Below are 15,183 nucleotides of genomic sequence, written 5' to 3' on the forward strand. Positions count from 1 at the left end.
CCAGCAATGCTTCACGGCAGACGTTTCCTGAGATGACCGAAAGGCCAGGTCAGACGGGGTCGGTCCGAGAAGCGGATGCGAAGGTATGCCCCTGGTGACGGGCAGGGGGCAGCTAACAGGCAGCGCAAAGGGTCAGTGTAGCCACTTGGCTCACTGATGTCCAGGGCGAATAATTCGCGACCCTCGTTGCTCTCAACTCCGCGGTGCCTCGCGCCGTGTGGCGCACCTCGATACTGCCCGTTCAGTCGTCGATCCATGCCTCGGAAACGGATCGTTGTGACGACGCGTCCTGAGAATTGCGCGCTGCGTGCGGTTCGTCAAGGCCCCCCGGTCTGCGGGGCGCACGGCGAAGATCACCATACTCCGCTTCCGGCGGCCCACAGGTCCCCCGCCACGCCCTTCCCGGGGAACGCCGAAAGGCGACCACCCACAAGGGTGATCGCCTTTCGGTGCTCCCGCGTTACACGGGGGCAGGAGTCAGCTCAGCGAGCCGAAACGGTCTTACTTGACCGTGACGGAGGCGCCGGCGGCCTTGAGGGACTCGGCAGCCTTCTCGGCGGCCTCCTTCGCGACCTTCTCGAGGACCGGCTTCGGGGTGCCGTCGACGAGGTCCTTGGCCTCCTTCAGGCCCAGGGAGGTGAGCTCACGCACGACCTTGATGACCTGGATCTTCTTGTCGCCGGCACCCTCGAGGATGACGTCGAACTCGTCCTGCTCCTCGACGGCCTCGGCACCGGCGACCGGGGCGCCCGGGCCGGCAACGGCGACGGCCGCGGCGGCGGTGACGTCGAACTTGTCCTCGAACGCCTTAACGAACTCGGAGAGCTCGATGAGGGTCATCTCCTCGAACTGGGCGAGGAGGTCGTCCTGAGAGAGCTTCGCCATGATGGGCGATCCTTCCACTAATTCGGCAGGTGCCGGATGTATAGAGAGGCGGGCGTTACGGCCCGCTACGACCTGCGCCTAGGCGGCGCGGGTCATGACGCGAGCCGAATTACTCGGCACCGCCCTGCTCGGCGAGCTTGACGCGAAGCGCTTCCGCGGTGCGGACGAACTTCGACGGCAGCGCCTGGAAGAGCGAGGCAGCCTGGGACTGCTTGCCCTTGAACGCGCCGGCCAGCTTGCTGAGCAGAACCTCGCGGGACTCGAGGTCCGCGAGCTTCTTGAACTCGTCGGCGGACAGCGCCTTGCCATCAAGGACACCGCCCTTGATGACGAGGTTGGGGTTCTCCTTGGCGAAGTCACGCAGAGCCTTCGCCGACTCCACCGGGTCACCGGTGACGAAGGCGGCCGCGGTCGAACCAGCAAGCTGGTCGTCCAGCGCGGAGATGCCGGCCTGGTTGGCCGCAATCTTGGTCAGCGTGTTCTTCACCACGGCGTACTGGGCGTTCTCACCGAGCGAACGACGCAGCGTCTTGAGCTGCGCCACGGTGAGCCCCGTGTACGAGGTCAGCACGACGGCGTTCGAGCTGCGGAACTTGTCCTCAAGCTCGGCTACCGCGGCAGCCTTGTCGGGCCTTGCCATAGAGCGTCGGCCTCCTTCCGGGTGATGAGGACCGCTCAGAAGGGGCTGACAAAACAAAACGCCCCGGGCGCAAGCGCTCGGGGCTCAGCTCAACCGCATCCGAAGATCCGGGAACTCTTCCACGATCACCTGCGCGGGTCGTTCGCGTCTCAGCGAATCCTTCGGCCACCGCACCTTGACGGCACAGTGACGACCAGCGGTCTTTGGCTTCGATGGAAGAGTACGCGACCGGGTCGGCCCGGGGCAAATCAGCCCTGGCCCATGCCCTTCAGCATCTCGAACAGGTCCACCGTGTCCTTGGCCGCCGGGGCCTGGACGCTCGCCTTGGCGCCGTATTCGGAGAAGTGCATCGCCGTCTTCACGGTGCCCTGCGCCGTCTTCATGCCGACGTCCATCTTCACCGGGTAACCGTCGCCGTTCACCCAGACCTGGGTGTCGTACGCCGTGATGCCGGCCTTCCGGACGCCGTCGATCATCTCGGCGCGGTCCTTCTCGGAGAGCACGTCGAAGGACGGGTTGGCGGCGACCATCTGCTCCAGGGTCAGCGAGCCCTTGTAGTGCTGGGTGTCGACGCCGTCGACCTTCTCCGCGCCGACGTGCTTGAGGTTGGGCGAGTCGAGCAGCATGGCGAGCTGCTTGGACGGGTCCTGGTTCATGTTCTCCATGCCCCCGGTCATGGACTTCTCCAGGCCCTTGTCCCCGGACGCGGCGGCGACGGCCTTCAGGTCGAGCTTCATCCAGCGCTTGCCGCCCGTCTCGGCGGCCTGCCCGGCACCCATGTCCATGTACATGGCGTCGCCGAGCATGATCATGCGCATCTGCTCGGGTCCGCCAGGGTTCCCCGCCGTGAGCATGGAGCCCTTCACCGTGAGGTCCATCACCGAGGGGTCCCAGCCCTGGACGCCGGTCATCTCCATGGTGCCGCCGCCTTCGAGGCCGGCCGGCATCTCCATGGTCATCCGGATCTTCGCGGACTTCGCGGCCGAGGTCTTCGTGTACGCGGCCTGGATGACCTTGGTGACGTCCTCCAGGCTCTGCGTCTGCGCCTGCGACTTCGCCGGCGCGTCGGCGGCGCCCTTCTTGGCCTCGTCGCCGTCCTGACAGCCCGCGACACCCGTCACGACCGCCACGGCCGTCAGAGCGATGCCCGCACGCTTCCACGTGGACTTGTTCATGAGTGTTCCCCACCCCTTGATCAACGTCTTTACGGTTCCTTGAACCGTAACAAAGAGCCGGCCCCGCACCTCCGGAGAGGTGCGGGGCCGGCTGACCACTCAGTGAACCGATGGGGTTCAGACCGCGGCCGGGTCCTCCTCGACGAGGAGGTTGCGGGTGCGGTTGGAGTCCAGCGGGATGCCGGGGCCCATCGTCGTCGTCAGGGTCGCCTTCTTGATGTAGCGGCCCTTGGCGGCGGACGGCTTCAGACGGAGGATCTCCTCCAGAGCCGCGGCGTAGTTCTCGACCAGCTTCGTCTCGTCGAAGGAGACCTTGCCGATGATGAAGTGCAGGTTCGAGTGCTTGTCGACGCGGAACTCGATCTTGCCGCCCTTGATCTCGTTGACAGCCTTCGCCACGTCGGGCGTGACGGTGCCGACCTTGGGGTTCGGCATGAGACCACGCGGGCCGAGGACGCGGCCGAGGCGGCCGACCTTGCCCATGAGGTCCGGGGTGGCCACCACGGCGTCGAACTCGTTCAGGCGGTTGCCCTTGGAGATCTCGTCGATGAGCTCGTCGGAGCCGACGATGTCGGCGCCCGCGGCAATCGCGGCCTCGGCACGGTCACCGGTCGCGAAGACCAGGACCCGGGCGGTCTTGCCGGTGCCGTGCGGAAGGTTCACGGTGCCACGGACCATCTGGTCGGCCTTGCGCGGGTCGACACCCAGGCGGAAGGCGACCTCGACGGTGCCGTCGAACTTCGTGGTGGCGGTGTCCTTGGCGATACGGACGGCCTCGAGGGGCGCGTAGTTCCGCTCGCGGTCGACCTTGGCGTCCGCGGAGCGGAGAGCCTTGCTGCGCTTCACTGCTTCTCCTGTTGGTTCAGGTATGGAGTCGTGGTGCGGGCCGCGCAGGCCCTACCACTGAGGTCACGAGGGGGGGTGATCAGCCCTCGACCGTGATGCCCATGGAACGGGCGGTGCCAGCGATGATCTTGGACGCGGCGTCCAGGTCGTTGGCGTTCAGGTCGGGGAGCTTGACCGTGGCGATCTCGCGGACCTGGGCGGCCGTGAGCTTGGCGACCTTGGTCTTGTGCGGCTCGCCGGAGCCCTTGTCCACACCAGCGGCCTTGAGGATCAGCTTGGCGGCCGGCGGAGTCTTGGTGATGAAGGTGAAGGTGCGGTCCTCGTAGACCGTGATCTCCACCGGCACGACCATGCCACGCTGCGACTCGGTCGCGGCGTTGTAGGCCTTGCAGAACTCCATGATGTTGACGCCGTGCTGACCGAGCGCGGGGCCGACCGGCGGGGCCGGGTTCGCCGCACCGGCGTTGATCTGGAGCTTGATAAGCCCCGTGACCTTCTTCTTCTTGGGAGGCATTGCTCTCTCCGGGTCCTAGTGAGAGTGTTCAGCCCGCCATCCGGTCATCCGGATGGAGGCATACCGCACAACGATAACGGGTATAGACGCGCGGCCAAAAACCGAGCAGGTCAGAGCGGCTTTGGCAGCCACTCTGACCTGGTCGGAAATCTGTGAGATCAGTTCTTCTGGATCTGGTCGAAGCTGAGCTCGACCGGGGTCTCGCGACCGAAGATCTCGACGAGGCCCTTGACCTTCTTCGAGTCCGGGTTGATCTCGTTGATGGTCGCCTGGAGGGTGGCGAAGGGGCCGTCGGTGACGGTGACCGAGTCGCCGACCTCGAAGTCCAGGACCTGGATCTCGAGCTTGCGGGCCGGAGCCGGCTTGCCCTCGGCCTCGGCGGCCTCGCGGGCGGCCTTCTCCTCGGCCTCCGGGGCGAGCATCTTGACGATCTCGTCCAGCGTCAGCGGGTACGGGTCGTAGGCGTTGCCCACGAAGCCGGTGACACCGGGGGTGTTGCGGACGACGCCCCAGGACTCGTTCGTCAGGTCCATGCGGACGAGAACGTAGCCGGGAAGCTTGTTCTGCTTGACGTTCTTCCGCTCGCCGCCCTTGATCTGGACGATCTCTTCCTCGGGGACCTCGGCCTGGTAGATGAAGTCCTCGACGTTGAGCGAGACGGCGCGCTGCTCCAGGTTGGCCTTCACGCGCTTCTCGTAGCCCGCGTAGGTGTGGATGACGTACCACTCGCCGGGGAGGGTGCGCAGTTCCTCGCGGAGCGCGGCGACCGGGTCGACCGGGGCGGCCGGCTCGGCCTCCTCGTCGGTCTCTTCCTCGGTGTCCTCGGCCTCGACCTCGACGGTCTCGTCCTCGACGGTCTCGTCCTCGTCGCCCTCGGCGGCGTCGACGTCCTCGTCGGTCTCGTCGGACTCCTGCTCGTCCTCGTCCTCGACGTGGAGAGCGGCTTCCTCGGCGGCCTCGCCCGCGGCCTCGTCAGCAGCGTCCGCCTGGTCCTCGTCGGCGGCCTCGATGATGTCCAGCTCGTCCTCGACGGACTCGGACTCGAAGGCGTCGTTCAGGTTCGCGTCAGACACGGTGGCTGCTTCTTCCTGCGATACAGATGGGGTGGAACAAAAAGTCAGCCGAAGACGTACTTGACTGCTTCCTGGAAGCCATAGTCAATCACGGTGACGAGGCCGATCATGATGACGACGAAGACGATCACCACAGTGGTGTACGTCGAGAGCTGGCTGCGCGTGGGCCAGACGACCTTGCGGAGCTCCGCGATGATCTGGCGGTAGAAGAGCGCGAGACGGCCCAGAGGGCCCTTCTTTCCGCGCTTGCCGCCCTTGCGCGACTTCTTCTTCGAGTCGGCGGCCTCGTCGTCGGCATCAGGCATGTCGATGGAGCCTACGGCGTCCGTCACGATCTCTCACCTGATTCCGGGTCGGCCGTGCCGCGCCCGGGTGGAGCCGCACGGCGGTGCAATGAAGTACGTACATGCGCACAACACCTGGCGGTGTGTGTAGCAGGGCCGGAGGGACTTGAACCCCCAACCGCCGGTTTTGGAGACCGGTGCTCTACCAATTGAGCTACGACCCTTTGTTGGTGTCCCTCAACGTACCGCATCGTGAGATGTGGTCGGTGCGGGCCAACGAGGAGTGAGCATACGTGGTCAGAGGGCCCCGCGTCGAACAGAAACCACGACGGACCTGCCGTCGGACGCGCGTACGACCGGGAATGACCGTTCCTGTCCGGTCCGTGAAACCTGTGTGCCGGGGCCTGAGCCGGTCTGGGACGATGGGCCGCATGAGCGCTGCTACCCCTCCCACCGAGCGTCGGGTCTCCGCCCGGATCGGTGCGATCTCCGAGTCCGCCACCCTCGCCGTCGACGCCAAGGCCAAGGCCCTCAAGGCCGCCGGGCGCCCGGTGATCGGTTTCGGCGCGGGTGAGCCCGACTTCCCGACCCCGGACTACATCGTCGAAGCGGCCGTCGAGGCCTGCAAGAACCCGAAGTACCACCGCTACACGCCGGCCGGCGGTCTGCCCGAGCTGAAGGCCGCCATCGCCGCCAAGACGCTGCGCGACTCCGGCTACGAGGTCGACGCCTCCCAGGTCCTGGTGACCAACGGCGGCAAGCAGGCGATCTACGAGGCCTTCGCCGCGATCCTCGACCCGGGCGACGAGGTCATCGTCCCGGCGCCGTACTGGACGACGTACCCGGAGTCGATCCGTCTCGCGGGCGGTGTCCCGGTGGAGGTCGTGGCCGACGAGACCACCGGCTACCGGGTCTCGGTGGAGCAGCTGGAGGCGGCCCGGACGGAGCGGACCAAGGTCGTCCTCTTCGTCTCGCCCTCCAACCCGACCGGCGCGGTCTACACCGAGGCCGACGCGGAGGCCATCGGCCGCTGGGCCGTCGAGCACGGCCTGTGGGTCCTGACCGACGAGATCTACGAGCACCTGGTCTACGGCGACGCGAAGTTCACCTCGCTGCCGGCGATCGTCCCCGAGCTGCGCGACAAGTGCATCGTGGTCAACGGCGTGGCGAAGACGTACGCGATGACTGGCTGGCGCGTCGGGTGGATCGTGGGCCCGAAGGACGTCGTGAAGGCCGCGACGAACCTGCAGTCGCACGCCACGTCCAACGTGAGCAACGTCGCGCAGATCGCCGCGCTCGCCGCCGTCTCGGGCAACCTGGACGCCGTCGCGGAGATGCGCACCGCCTTCGACCGTCGCCGTCAGACGATCGTGCGGATGCTGAACGAGATCGAGGGCGTGTACTGCCCGACGCCGGAGGGCGCGTTCTACGCGTACCCCTCGGTGAAGGCGCTGCTCGGCAAGGAGATCCGCGGCAAGCGCCCGCAGAGCTCGGTCGAGCTGGCGGCCCTGATCCTGGACGAGGCCGAGGTCGCGGTCGTCCCCGGCGAGGCCTTCGGCACCCCGGGCTACCTGCGCCTGTCGTACGCGCTGGGCGACGAGGACCTGGTGGAGGGCGTGTCCCGGATCCAGAAGCTCCTGGCCGAGGCCACGGACTGACCACCTGGCAACGTCGCCAGGTGGTGACGGGCCCCGGTTCTTCGGAACCGGGGCCCGTTTTTGCGTTCTAGCAAGGTCCCGATCGGGGAAACGGGCTGTGTTCGTCCATTCGGGTAGGGCAGGATCGGCCGATGGAGCACGGACACCGCGATCTCACCACCCTCCCGAAGGCCCATCTGCACCTGCACTTCACCGGTTCGATGAGGCCCTCGACCCTGCTGGAACTGGCCGACAAGTACGGGGTGCGCCTTCCCGAGGCGCTCAAGGGCGGTACGCCTCCCCGGCTGCGGGCCACCGACGAGCGCGGCTGGTTCCGCTTCCAGCGCCTCTACGACGTCGCCCGCTCCTGTCTGCGCGCGCCCGAGGACATCCAGCGGCTCGTCCGCGAGGCGGCCCAGGAGGACGTCAGGGACGGCTCCGGGTGGCTGGAGATCCAGGTCGACCCGACCTCGTACGCCCCGCACCTCGGCGGGCTCATCCCGGCGCTGGAGATCATCCTGGACGCGGTCGACGCGGCCTCGCGGGAGACCGGGCTCGGGATGCGGGTGCTGGTCGCGGCGAACCGGATGAAGCACCCGCTGGAGGCGCGTACGCTCGCCCGGCTCGCGGTGCGGTTCGCGGACCGGGGCGTCGTCGGCTTCGGGCTCTCCAACGACGAGCGGCGGGGCATGGCGCGGGACTTCGACCGGGCCTTCGCCATCGCCCGCGACGGCGGTCTGCTCGCGGCCCCGCACGGCGGCGAGCTGACGGGTCCCTCCTCGGTACGGGACTGCCTGGACGATCTGCGGGCGGCGCGGGTCGGCCACGGGGTGCGGGCGGCCGAGGACCCGCGGCTCCTGCGCAGGCTCGCGGAGCGCGGGGTGACCTGCGAGGTCTGCCCCGCGTCGAACGTGGCCCTCGGGGTGTACGAGAAGCACGAGGACGTGCCCCTGCGGACGCTCTTCGAGGCGGGGGTGCCGATGGCGCTCGGCGCGGACGACCCGCTGCTCTTCGGCTCGCGGCTCGCCGCGCAGTACGAGATCGCCCGCCGGCACCACGCCTTCACCGACGCGGAGCTGGCGGAGCTGGCCCGGCAGTCGGTGCGGGGCTCGGCGGCCCCGGAGGACGTACGGGCGAAGCTGCTCGCGGGGATCGACGACTGGATCGCTAGCTGATCCCCCGGAGCAGGGTGCGGGCGAGCGCGCGGGCGAAGTCGTCGAGGGAGTCCGGCGGCCTGCGGTCCGGGCTCATCTCCCAGGCGAAGGCGCGCTGGACGCAGGCTCCGAGGAGCAGCGAGGCGGCGGCCACCGGGTCGGCGTCGGCGGCGATGCGCCCGTGCCGCTGCTCGGCGCGCAGATAGGCGGCGAGTCCCTCGATGGGCTTGTGGGGGCCGCGCCCGTAGGCGTGCATGACCTCCTCGTGGCGCTGTTTGAGCTGTGGCTCGGCGTAGAGGGAGGCGGCGATCGGGAAGGTCTGCTGGTAGAAGAGGGCGGCCTGCCGGGCGACCTGGACGAGGTTCTCCTCGACGGTACGGCCGCCGGGGTCGGCAGCGAGCGTGTCGAGGAGTCCGCCGAGCCGGGGAAGCCGCTCGTTGAGGACGGCGAGGAACAGCGCCTCCTTGCTCGCGAAGTACTTGTAGAGCGCGGCCTCCGAGCACCCGGCGGCCTTGGCGATCTCCTTGGTCGTGGTGCGGGCGAGCCCCACGGTCCGCATGAGGTCGCGGGCGGCGTCCACGATCCGCTCCCGGGTCGGTTTCTGTTCCATGCACCCTCCAGCCACTCTTGACGTGTGAGTGAGTATCCACTCACCCTGGAGGTGAGTGAACACTTACCCACCCCAGGAGGGTGCGCCATGAAGCTCACAGTCTTCGGTGCGACCGGTGGCATCGGCCAGGAGATCGTCCGGCAGGCACTGGCCTCGGGCCACGAGGTGACGGCGGTGGTACGGGACCCGGCGCGGCTCACCGCGACCGGCGAGCGGCTCACGGTCCTGCGCGCCGACCTGTCCGACCCGGAGGCCCTGCGCGGGGCGGTCGCGGGCCGCGACGCGGTGCTCTCCGGCCTCGGCGCCCGCTCCCGCGCGGACGCGGGCGTGGCCGCCCGGCTGACCCGCTCGGTGCTCGCGGCGATGGAGGTGGAGCGGACGCGCCGGCTCCTGGTGGTCAGCGCGGCCCCGCTGGGCCCGGTCCCGGACGGCCAGGGCGTCCTGGACCGGGCCGTCCTCACGGTCGTCAACAACGTCCTCAAGGACATCTACGCCGACCTGCGGGTCATGGAGTCCGACCTCGCCGCGAGCGGCGCCGACTGGACGTCCGTACGCCCGCCCAAGCTCACGGACAAGCCGGTCACCGGCCGCTACCGCACGGTCGTCGGCGGGAACCCGCCCCGGGGCCGCTCGCTCGCCCGCGCGGACGTGGCCCACGCGATGCTGTCGATGATCGACGACCCGGCGACGGTCAAGCAGGGCGTGGGCGTCGCGTACTGAACGCCGCCGGCGTCCCCGTACAGAACCTCAGAGGCTGACGCCGACCGTCACCGGCTCGTTGACGAGGGTGATCCCGAAGGCCTCGTGGACCCCGGCGACGACCTCGCGGGCGAGCGCGAGCAGGTCCTCCGTGGTCGCCTCGCCCCGGTTGGTGAGGGCGAGGGTGTGCTTGGTGGAGATCCGCGCGGGCCCGGAGCCGTACCCCTTGGTGAAGCCGGCCCGGTCGATCAGCCACGCGGCGGAGGTCTTCACCTCGCCGTCCCCGCCCGCGGGGAAGGCCGGCGGGGCGACGTCCGCGCCGAGGCGCCCGGCCACGCGCGCGAGGAAGGTCTCGTACTCCCCCGCCGTGAGGATCGGGTTGGTGAAGAAGGAGCCCGCGGACCAGGTGTCGTGGTCCTCCGGGTCGAGGACCATGCCCTTGCCGGCGCGCAGCCGCAGCACGGTCTCGCGGGCGGTGGCGAGGGGCACCCGGTCCCCCGCCTCGACGCCGAGGGCGCGGGCGGTCTCCGGGTACTTGATCGGGGCGGACATCCCGTCCGCGTCCTCCAGCTCGAAGCGGACGCGCAGCACCACGTACCGCTCGGGGTGGTCCTTGAAGAGGCTGTGCCGGTACGAGAAGCGGCACTCGGCGCCCGTGAGGGTGACGGTCTCCCCGGCGCGCCGGTCGTACGCGACGACCTCGGTGACGGTGGCGGAGACGTCCTGGCCGTAGGCGCCGACGTTCTGGATGGGGGTCGCGCCGGCCGAGCCGGGGATGCCGGCCAGGCACTCGATCCCGGCGAGCCCGGCTTCTACGGTCCGGGCGACGGCGTCCGTCCAGACCTCGCCGGCGGCGAGTTCGAGGCGGGTCCCGTCGAGGGAGAAGCCGGTGGTGGCGATGCGCAGCGCGGTGCCGTCGAAGCCCTTGTCCCCGATGACCAGGTTGGAGCCGCCGCCGATGATCAGCAGCGGGGTCCCCGCGGTGTCGGCCTCGCGCACGGCCGCGACGACCTCGTCGTCGGTGGTGGCGGTGACGAGCCGGGCGGCGGGGCCACCGAGCCGGAAGGTGGTCAGGGGCGCGAGGGGGGCGTCGTTGAGGAGCTGCACGGGCTCAAGAGTACGGGCCCCGCTTTCCGCCTCGGCGGAATGCGGGGCCCGTCACCTGCTTCAGGCGAGCCGGACCACGGCCCGGCTCATCCCCAGCACCTTCTGTCCGGCGCACATCGCCGTGAGGTCCACCCGGACCCGCTGGTCGTCGAGCTTCGCCGCGACCTTGGCGCTGACCTCGATCAGCGCGCCCGTCCCGTCGTTGGGGACGACGACCGGCTTGGTGAAGCGGACGCCGTACTCGACGACGGCGGCGGGGTCGCCGGCCCAGTCGGTGACGACGCGGACGGCCTCGGCCATGGTGAACATGCCGTGGGCGATGACGTCGGGCAGGCCGACCTCCACCGCGAACTTCTCGTTCCAGTGGATGGGGTTGAAGTCCCCGGAGGCACCGGCGTACCGCACGAGCGTGGCGCGCGTCACGGGGAAGCTCTGCGCCGGCAGCTCGGTGCCGACCTCGACCTCGTCGTAGGCGATCTTCGCGGTCATGGTCAGACCCCCTCGGGTGCGCGGGAGACGAGCTTGGTCCAGGCGGTCACGACGTGCTCGCCGGAGGCGTCGTGGACCTCGCCGCGGATGTCCAGGATGTCGTTCCCGGCGAGGGACTTGATCGCCTCGATGGTGGAGGTCACCGAGAGCCGGTCCCCGGCGCGCACGGGCCGGGTGTAGGCGAACTTCTGGTCGCCGTGCACGACGCGGCTGTAGTCCAGGCCCAGCTGCGGGTCCTCGACGACCGCGCCGGCCGCCTTGAACGTGATGGCGAACACGAAGGTCGGCGGGGCGATCACATCGGAGTGTCCGAGCGCCTTGGCCGCCTCGGTGTCGGTGTACGCGGGATTCGCGTCGCCGATCGCCTCGGCGAACTCGCGGATCTTCTCGCGGCCGACCTCGTAGGGCGCGGTGGGCGGATAGGTCCGGCCCACGAAGGACTGGTCGAGCGCCATGGACTCGATACCTCCTGGATTTGTTGCCGAGGGCTCCGGCGGGCGGTGCCGTCGCCGTCTGTGTGCCGATGTCTGCCGAGGTGTGCCGACAAACGACACGAGGCCGCCCCCGCAGTGGGGACGGCCTCGTGTACGAGCCTGATTAGCGCGTCTCGCGGTGCGCAGTGTGCGAGTTGCAGCGGGGGCAGTGCTTCTTCATCTCCATGCGATCCGGGTTGTTACGCCGGTTCTTCTTGGTGATGTAGTTCCGCTCCTTGCACTCCACGCAGGCCAGCGTGATCTTCGGGCGGACGTCGGTGGCAGCCACGTGAGTGCTCCTTGGACGGATGGGACGGATGAACGCATAAAAGAGTAGCCGATCGAAGGACCGACCCCACAATCGGCTACCGTGTGTAGCGGTGACCGGACTTGAACCGGTGACACAGCGATTATGAGCCGCTTGCTCTACCGACTGAGCTACACCGCTTTGATGATCCGGATCCCGTCCGAAGACGGGTCCTTCTCACCAGAGCCCCAATACGGAATCGAACCGTAGACCTTCTCCTTACCATGGAGACGCTCTACCGACTGAGCTATTGGGGCGAGCGAGGAAGACATTACACGGTCTCCCGCCCATCACCCAAATCCGTTTCGCGGAGCCCCCGCGAGGGTCCCCACCAGGCGTCCCGTACGCCACTCGTGGCCTCATCGGTACGACTATTGCGCTCCTCCTCGAAGCGCGGACCGAGCGCCCCTAGGCTCGGCCCCCACGCTGCGTGATCTTGATCTTGAGGAGCCTTGAGGAGCCCGATGTCAGCCGACAGCAAGCAGCCCCAGCCGCCGCCCGAGGACGGGGCCGCCGCCACGGCCGACTCGACCTCCCTCCTGCTCTCCCACGCACGGCTCACCGACGGGCGGACCGTCGACGTACGGCTCGTCGGGGGCCGCATCGAGGCGGTCGGCACGGCCGGCAGCCTCGCCGCCGTCGGAGCCCGGGTCGACCTCACCGGCTATCTGCTGCTGCCCGCCGCCGCCGAACCCCACGCGCACGCCGACACCGCGCTCTCCGCCGACTCCCCCGGCCCCGTCTCGTACGCCCCCGAGGAGGTGCAGCGCCGGGCCACCGAGGCCGCGCTGCTCCAGCTCGGGCACGGCGCCACCGCGCAGCGCGCGCACGTACGGACCGGCGACGTCCACGGGCTCGGCCCGCTCGAAGCCGTCCTCCAGGCCAGGCGCTCGCTGCGCGGCCTGGTGGACCTGACCGCGGTCGCGGTGCCGAGGCTGCTCACCGGGGTGGCCGGCGCCGACGGCCTGGCCATGCTGCGGGACGCGGTGAAGATGGGCGCCGGGGTGGTCGGCGGCTGCCCGGACCTCGACCCCGACCCGTCCGGCTACGTGGAGGCGGTCCTGGAGGTCGCGGGCGAGCACGGCGTCCCGGTCGACCTGCACACCGACGGCGGCGACCCGGCGCGGCTCGCCCGGCTCGCGGCGATGGCCGGCGGGCTGCGCCCCGGGGTGTCGGTCGGCCCCTGCGCCGGGCTCGGCCGGCTGCCGGCGGACGTGGCACGGCGGGCGGCGGACGGACTCGCGGCGGCCGGGGTGACCGTGGTGTGCCTGCCGCAGGGCGGCTGCGGGAGCACGGAGCGGCGCGGCTCGGCGCCGGTACGGCTGCTGCGGGCGGCGGGCGTACGGGTCGCGGCGGGCAGCGGGGCGCTGCGGGACGTCGCGAACCCGGTGGGGCGCGGCGACCCGCTGGAGGCGGCGTACCTGCTGGCCTCGCTCGGCGGGCTCCCGCCGGAGGACGCGTACGCGGCGGTGAGCGCGGAGGCGCGGGCGGCGATGGGGCTGCCGGAGGTGCGGGTGGAGGCGGGGTTCCCGGCGGAGCTGCTCGCGGTCCGCGGCGAGCGCCTCTCGGGCGTGCTGTCCCTCGCGTACAGCCGGATCGCGGTGCACCGGGGGCGGGTGGTGGCCCGGACGAGCGCGGTGCGGGAGTACTGCGACTCGGCGGCGGCGCTGGACCTGCCGCGGCAGGCGCGCCCGGAGCGTCCGCCGGAGCCGGGAAGCCCTCCGGCCGGTCCCGTCGTACGGTCGTGAGTATGCGCATCGTCATCGCTGGAGGACACGGACAGATCGCCCTGCGCCTGGAGAGGCTGCTCTCGGCGGGCGGGCACGAGGTCGCGGGGATCATCCGCAGACCGGAGCAGGCGGGGGACCTGCGGGACGCGGGCGCGGAGCCCGTCGTCCTGGACCTGGAGTCGGCGTCGGTGGAGATGGTCGCGGCGGTGCTCCAGGGCGCGGACGCGGCGGTCTTCGCGGCGGGCGCGGGGCCGGGCAGCGGGGCGGACCGCAAGGACACGGTGGACCGGGCGGCTGCGGTGCTGTTCGCGGACGCGGCGGAGCGGGCGGGCGTACGGCGGTACGTCGTCGTCTCCTCGATGGGCGCCGACTCCACCCACCCGGGCGACGAGATCTTCGACGCGTACCTCCGCGCGAAGGGCGCCGCCGACGACGAGGTCAGGTCGCGCACGGCGCTGGACTGGACGGTCCTGCGCCCGGGTTCGCTGACGAACGACGCGGGCACGGGCATGGTCCGTCTGGAGGCCCGCACGGGCCGCGGCCCGGTCCCCCGGGACGACGTGGCGGCGGTCCTCGCCGAACTCCTGGACACCCCGGCGACGTCCGGCCTGACCCTGGAGCTGATCGCGGGCTCGACGCCGCTGTCGGTCGCGGTGAAGGACGTGGCCGGAAACTGAGGCCTTCGCCGGCCCCGAGAAACGCGAGAAGGTCCCCGGTGCAAGCACCGAGGACCTTCCGTATCGCGTGGCGACGCCAGGATTCGAACCTGGGTAGGCTAAGCCGACGGATTTACAGTCCGCTCCCATTGGCCACTCGGGCACATCGCCATGAGATCGCTGCCGTGGAGCCGCTTTTCGGCGGTGTTCCGTGGCAACGACGTAAACAATACCTGATCCCGGGGGGTGCTTCGCCACCGGATTGATCAGCCGTTCGGGCCGTTGCGCACCCCCTAGGCTTTGGGCTGTACCCCACAGCATCCGAGCAAGGAGCCACGAGTCATGGCCGACTCCAGTTTCGACATCGTGTCCAAGGTCGAGCGGCAGGAGGTCGACAACGCCCTCAACCAGGCCGTGAAGGAGATCTCGCAGCGCTACGACTTCAAGGGAACCAACGCCTCGATCGCCTGGTCGGGCGAGAAGATCCTGATGCAGGCGAACGGCGAGGAGCGCGTCATGGCGATCCTCGACATCTTCCAGTCCAAGCTGATCAAGCGGGGCATCTCGCTGAAGTCGCTGGACGTCGAGGGTGAGCCGCAGCTGTCCGGCAAGGAGTACAAGCTCTTCGCCTCCGTCCAGGAGGGCATCTCCCAGGAGAACGCCAAGAAGGTCGCGAAGGCCATCCGGGACGAGGGCCCCAAGGGCGTCAAGGCGCAGGTGCAGGGCGACGAGCTGCGGGTCAGCTCGAAGAGCCGGGACGACCTGCAGGCGGTCCAGGCGCTGCTCAAGGGCAAGGACTTCGACTTCGCGATCCAGTTCGTGAACTACCGCTGACCCCTGAGCGGTCCTGAGGGTCATGTCCGAATACCGCCAGCCCGAGGCTCGGCGGTCCCCGCACACTGGG

The 15,183-nt window shown here is 69.7% G+C and carries 17 protein-coding genes, 4 tRNA genes and 1 pseudogene; 6 read left to right on the top strand and 16 right to left on the bottom strand.

The window, feature by feature from the left end:
• Positions 1-501 precede the first annotated feature (501 nt).
• From rplL to ASD33_RS02545, 8 genes are all read right to left on the bottom strand, one after another.
• Positions 502-885 carry a 50S ribosomal protein L7/L12 gene (gene rplL / locus ASD33_RS02510; protein WP_056552432.1) on the bottom strand — a complete coding sequence of 128 codons (384 nt, stop codon included), beginning with the start codon at positions 883-885 and terminating at the stop codon, positions 502-504.
• Between the two features lie 109 nt (positions 886-994).
• Positions 995-1,525: a 50S ribosomal protein L10 gene (rplJ, locus tag ASD33_RS02515; RefSeq protein WP_056552434.1), complete on the bottom strand. Its 531-nt coding sequence runs from the start codon at positions 1,523-1,525 to the stop codon at positions 995-997.
• Between the two features lie 248 nt (positions 1,526-1,773).
• Positions 1,774-2,700 (bottom strand): hypothetical protein, encoded by a 927-nt coding sequence (locus ASD33_RS02520; RefSeq protein WP_056552437.1) that lies wholly within the window; start codon positions 2,698-2,700, stop codon positions 1,774-1,776.
• 117 nt (positions 2,701-2,817) lie between these two features.
• Positions 2,818-3,546, bottom strand: coding sequence for a 50S ribosomal protein L1 (rplA, locus tag ASD33_RS02525; protein WP_056552442.1), 729 nt, complete (start codon positions 3,544-3,546; stop codon positions 2,818-2,820).
• 79 nt (positions 3,547-3,625) lie between these two features.
• Positions 3,626-4,060, bottom strand: a complete 435-nt coding sequence (rplK, locus tag ASD33_RS02530; protein WP_015035536.1) for a 50S ribosomal protein L11 — start codon at positions 4,058-4,060, stop codon at positions 3,626-3,628.
• A 158-nt stretch (positions 4,061-4,218) separates the two neighbouring features.
• Positions 4,219-5,133: a transcription termination/antitermination protein NusG gene (gene nusG / locus ASD33_RS02535; protein WP_056552446.1), complete on the bottom strand. Its 915-nt coding sequence runs from the start codon at positions 5,131-5,133 to the stop codon at positions 4,219-4,221.
• Between the two features lie 44 nt (positions 5,134-5,177).
• On the bottom strand, positions 5,178-5,465 hold the full coding sequence (secE, locus tag ASD33_RS02540; protein ID WP_056552448.1) for a preprotein translocase subunit SecE: 288 nt from the start codon (positions 5,463-5,465) through the stop codon (positions 5,178-5,180).
• A gap of 103 nt (positions 5,466-5,568) precedes the next feature.
• Positions 5,569-5,641, bottom strand: a tRNA-Trp gene (locus ASD33_RS02545).
• 207 nt (positions 5,642-5,848) lie between these two features.
• Here ASD33_RS02545 and ASD33_RS02550 point away from each other — a divergent pair.
• Together ASD33_RS02550 and ASD33_RS02555 are read left to right on the top strand one after the other, a co-directional pair.
• Positions 5,849-7,075, top strand: a complete 1,227-nt coding sequence (locus ASD33_RS02550) for a pyridoxal phosphate-dependent aminotransferase (RefSeq protein WP_056552452.1) — start codon at positions 5,849-5,851, stop codon at positions 7,073-7,075.
• 131 nt (positions 7,076-7,206) lie between these two features.
• The gene (locus ASD33_RS02555; RefSeq protein ID WP_056552454.1) at positions 7,207-8,229 is read left to right on the top strand and encodes an adenosine deaminase; all 1,023 of its coding nucleotides are present in this window, start codon (positions 7,207-7,209) and stop codon (positions 8,227-8,229) included.
• On the opposite strand, the gene ASD33_RS02560 is transcribed toward ASD33_RS02555, so the two are convergent.
• Entirely contained in the window at positions 8,222-8,818 is a 597-nt protein-coding gene (locus ASD33_RS02560; RefSeq protein WP_056552460.1) for a TetR/AcrR family transcriptional regulator, read from the bottom strand. The genes ASD33_RS02555 and ASD33_RS02560 overlap by 8 nt on opposite strands.
• A gap of 87 nt (positions 8,819-8,905) precedes the next feature.
• On the opposite strand from ASD33_RS02560, the gene ASD33_RS02565 reads away from it, so the two are divergent.
• Complete coding sequence (locus tag ASD33_RS02565; RefSeq protein ID WP_056552463.1) at positions 8,906-9,538, top strand: SDR family oxidoreductase; 633 nt, start codon at positions 8,906-8,908, stop codon at positions 9,536-9,538.
• A gap of 27 nt (positions 9,539-9,565) precedes the next feature.
• Here the strand turns inward: ASD33_RS02565 and ASD33_RS02570 are convergent.
• The 6 genes and pseudogenes from ASD33_RS02570 to ASD33_RS02595 form a co-directional block, all read right to left on the bottom strand.
• Positions 9,566-10,639 (bottom strand): annotated as a pseudogene (locus ASD33_RS02570) (UDP-N-acetylmuramate dehydrogenase); the annotation flags it as partial.
• 45 nt (positions 10,640-10,684) lie between these two features.
• Positions 10,685-11,113: a MaoC family dehydratase gene (locus ASD33_RS02575; protein WP_056552468.1), complete on the bottom strand. Its 429-nt coding sequence runs from the start codon at positions 11,111-11,113 to the stop codon at positions 10,685-10,687.
• 2 nt (positions 11,114-11,115) lie between these two features.
• Positions 11,116-11,568 (bottom strand): MaoC family dehydratase N-terminal domain-containing protein, encoded by a 453-nt coding sequence (locus tag ASD33_RS02580; protein WP_056552469.1) that lies wholly within the window; start codon positions 11,566-11,568, stop codon positions 11,116-11,118.
• A gap of 142 nt (positions 11,569-11,710) precedes the next feature.
• Positions 11,711-11,875 carry a 50S ribosomal protein L33 gene (rpmG, locus tag ASD33_RS02585; protein ID WP_007265873.1) on the bottom strand — a complete coding sequence of 55 codons (165 nt, stop codon included), beginning with the start codon at positions 11,873-11,875 and terminating at the stop codon, positions 11,711-11,713.
• An 86-nt stretch (positions 11,876-11,961) separates the two neighbouring features.
• Positions 11,962-12,034 (bottom strand) — tRNA-Met (locus tag ASD33_RS02590).
• 43 nt (positions 12,035-12,077) lie between these two features.
• Positions 12,078-12,150, bottom strand: a tRNA-Thr gene (locus ASD33_RS02595).
• Positions 12,151-12,357: 207 nt separating this feature from the next.
• On the opposite strand from ASD33_RS02595, the gene ASD33_RS02600 reads away from it, so the two are divergent.
• Together ASD33_RS02600 and ASD33_RS02605 are read left to right on the top strand one after the other, a co-directional pair.
• Positions 12,358-13,641: an amidohydrolase family protein gene (locus tag ASD33_RS02600; RefSeq protein ID WP_056552470.1), complete on the top strand. Its 1,284-nt coding sequence runs from the start codon at positions 12,358-12,360 to the stop codon at positions 13,639-13,641.
• A 2-nt stretch (positions 13,642-13,643) separates the two neighbouring features.
• Positions 13,644-14,300, top strand: coding sequence for an NAD(P)H-binding protein (locus ASD33_RS02605; RefSeq protein ID WP_056552471.1), 657 nt, complete (start codon positions 13,644-13,646; stop codon positions 14,298-14,300).
• Between the two features lie 68 nt (positions 14,301-14,368).
• On the opposite strand, the gene ASD33_RS02610 is transcribed toward ASD33_RS02605, so the two are convergent.
• Positions 14,369-14,450: transfer RNA gene (locus tag ASD33_RS02610), tRNA-Tyr, on the bottom strand.
• A 171-nt stretch (positions 14,451-14,621) separates the two neighbouring features.
• On the opposite strand from ASD33_RS02610, the gene ASD33_RS02615 reads away from it, so the two are divergent.
• Complete coding sequence (locus ASD33_RS02615) at positions 14,622-15,113, top strand: YajQ family cyclic di-GMP-binding protein (protein ID WP_056552475.1); 492 nt, start codon at positions 14,622-14,624, stop codon at positions 15,111-15,113.
• Positions 15,114-15,183: the final 70 nt, after the last annotated feature.

The sequence above is a fragment of the Streptomyces sp. Root1304 genome, from assembly GCF_001426405.1.
Classification (GTDB): Bacteria; Actinomycetota; Actinomycetes; order Streptomycetales; family Streptomycetaceae; genus Streptomyces.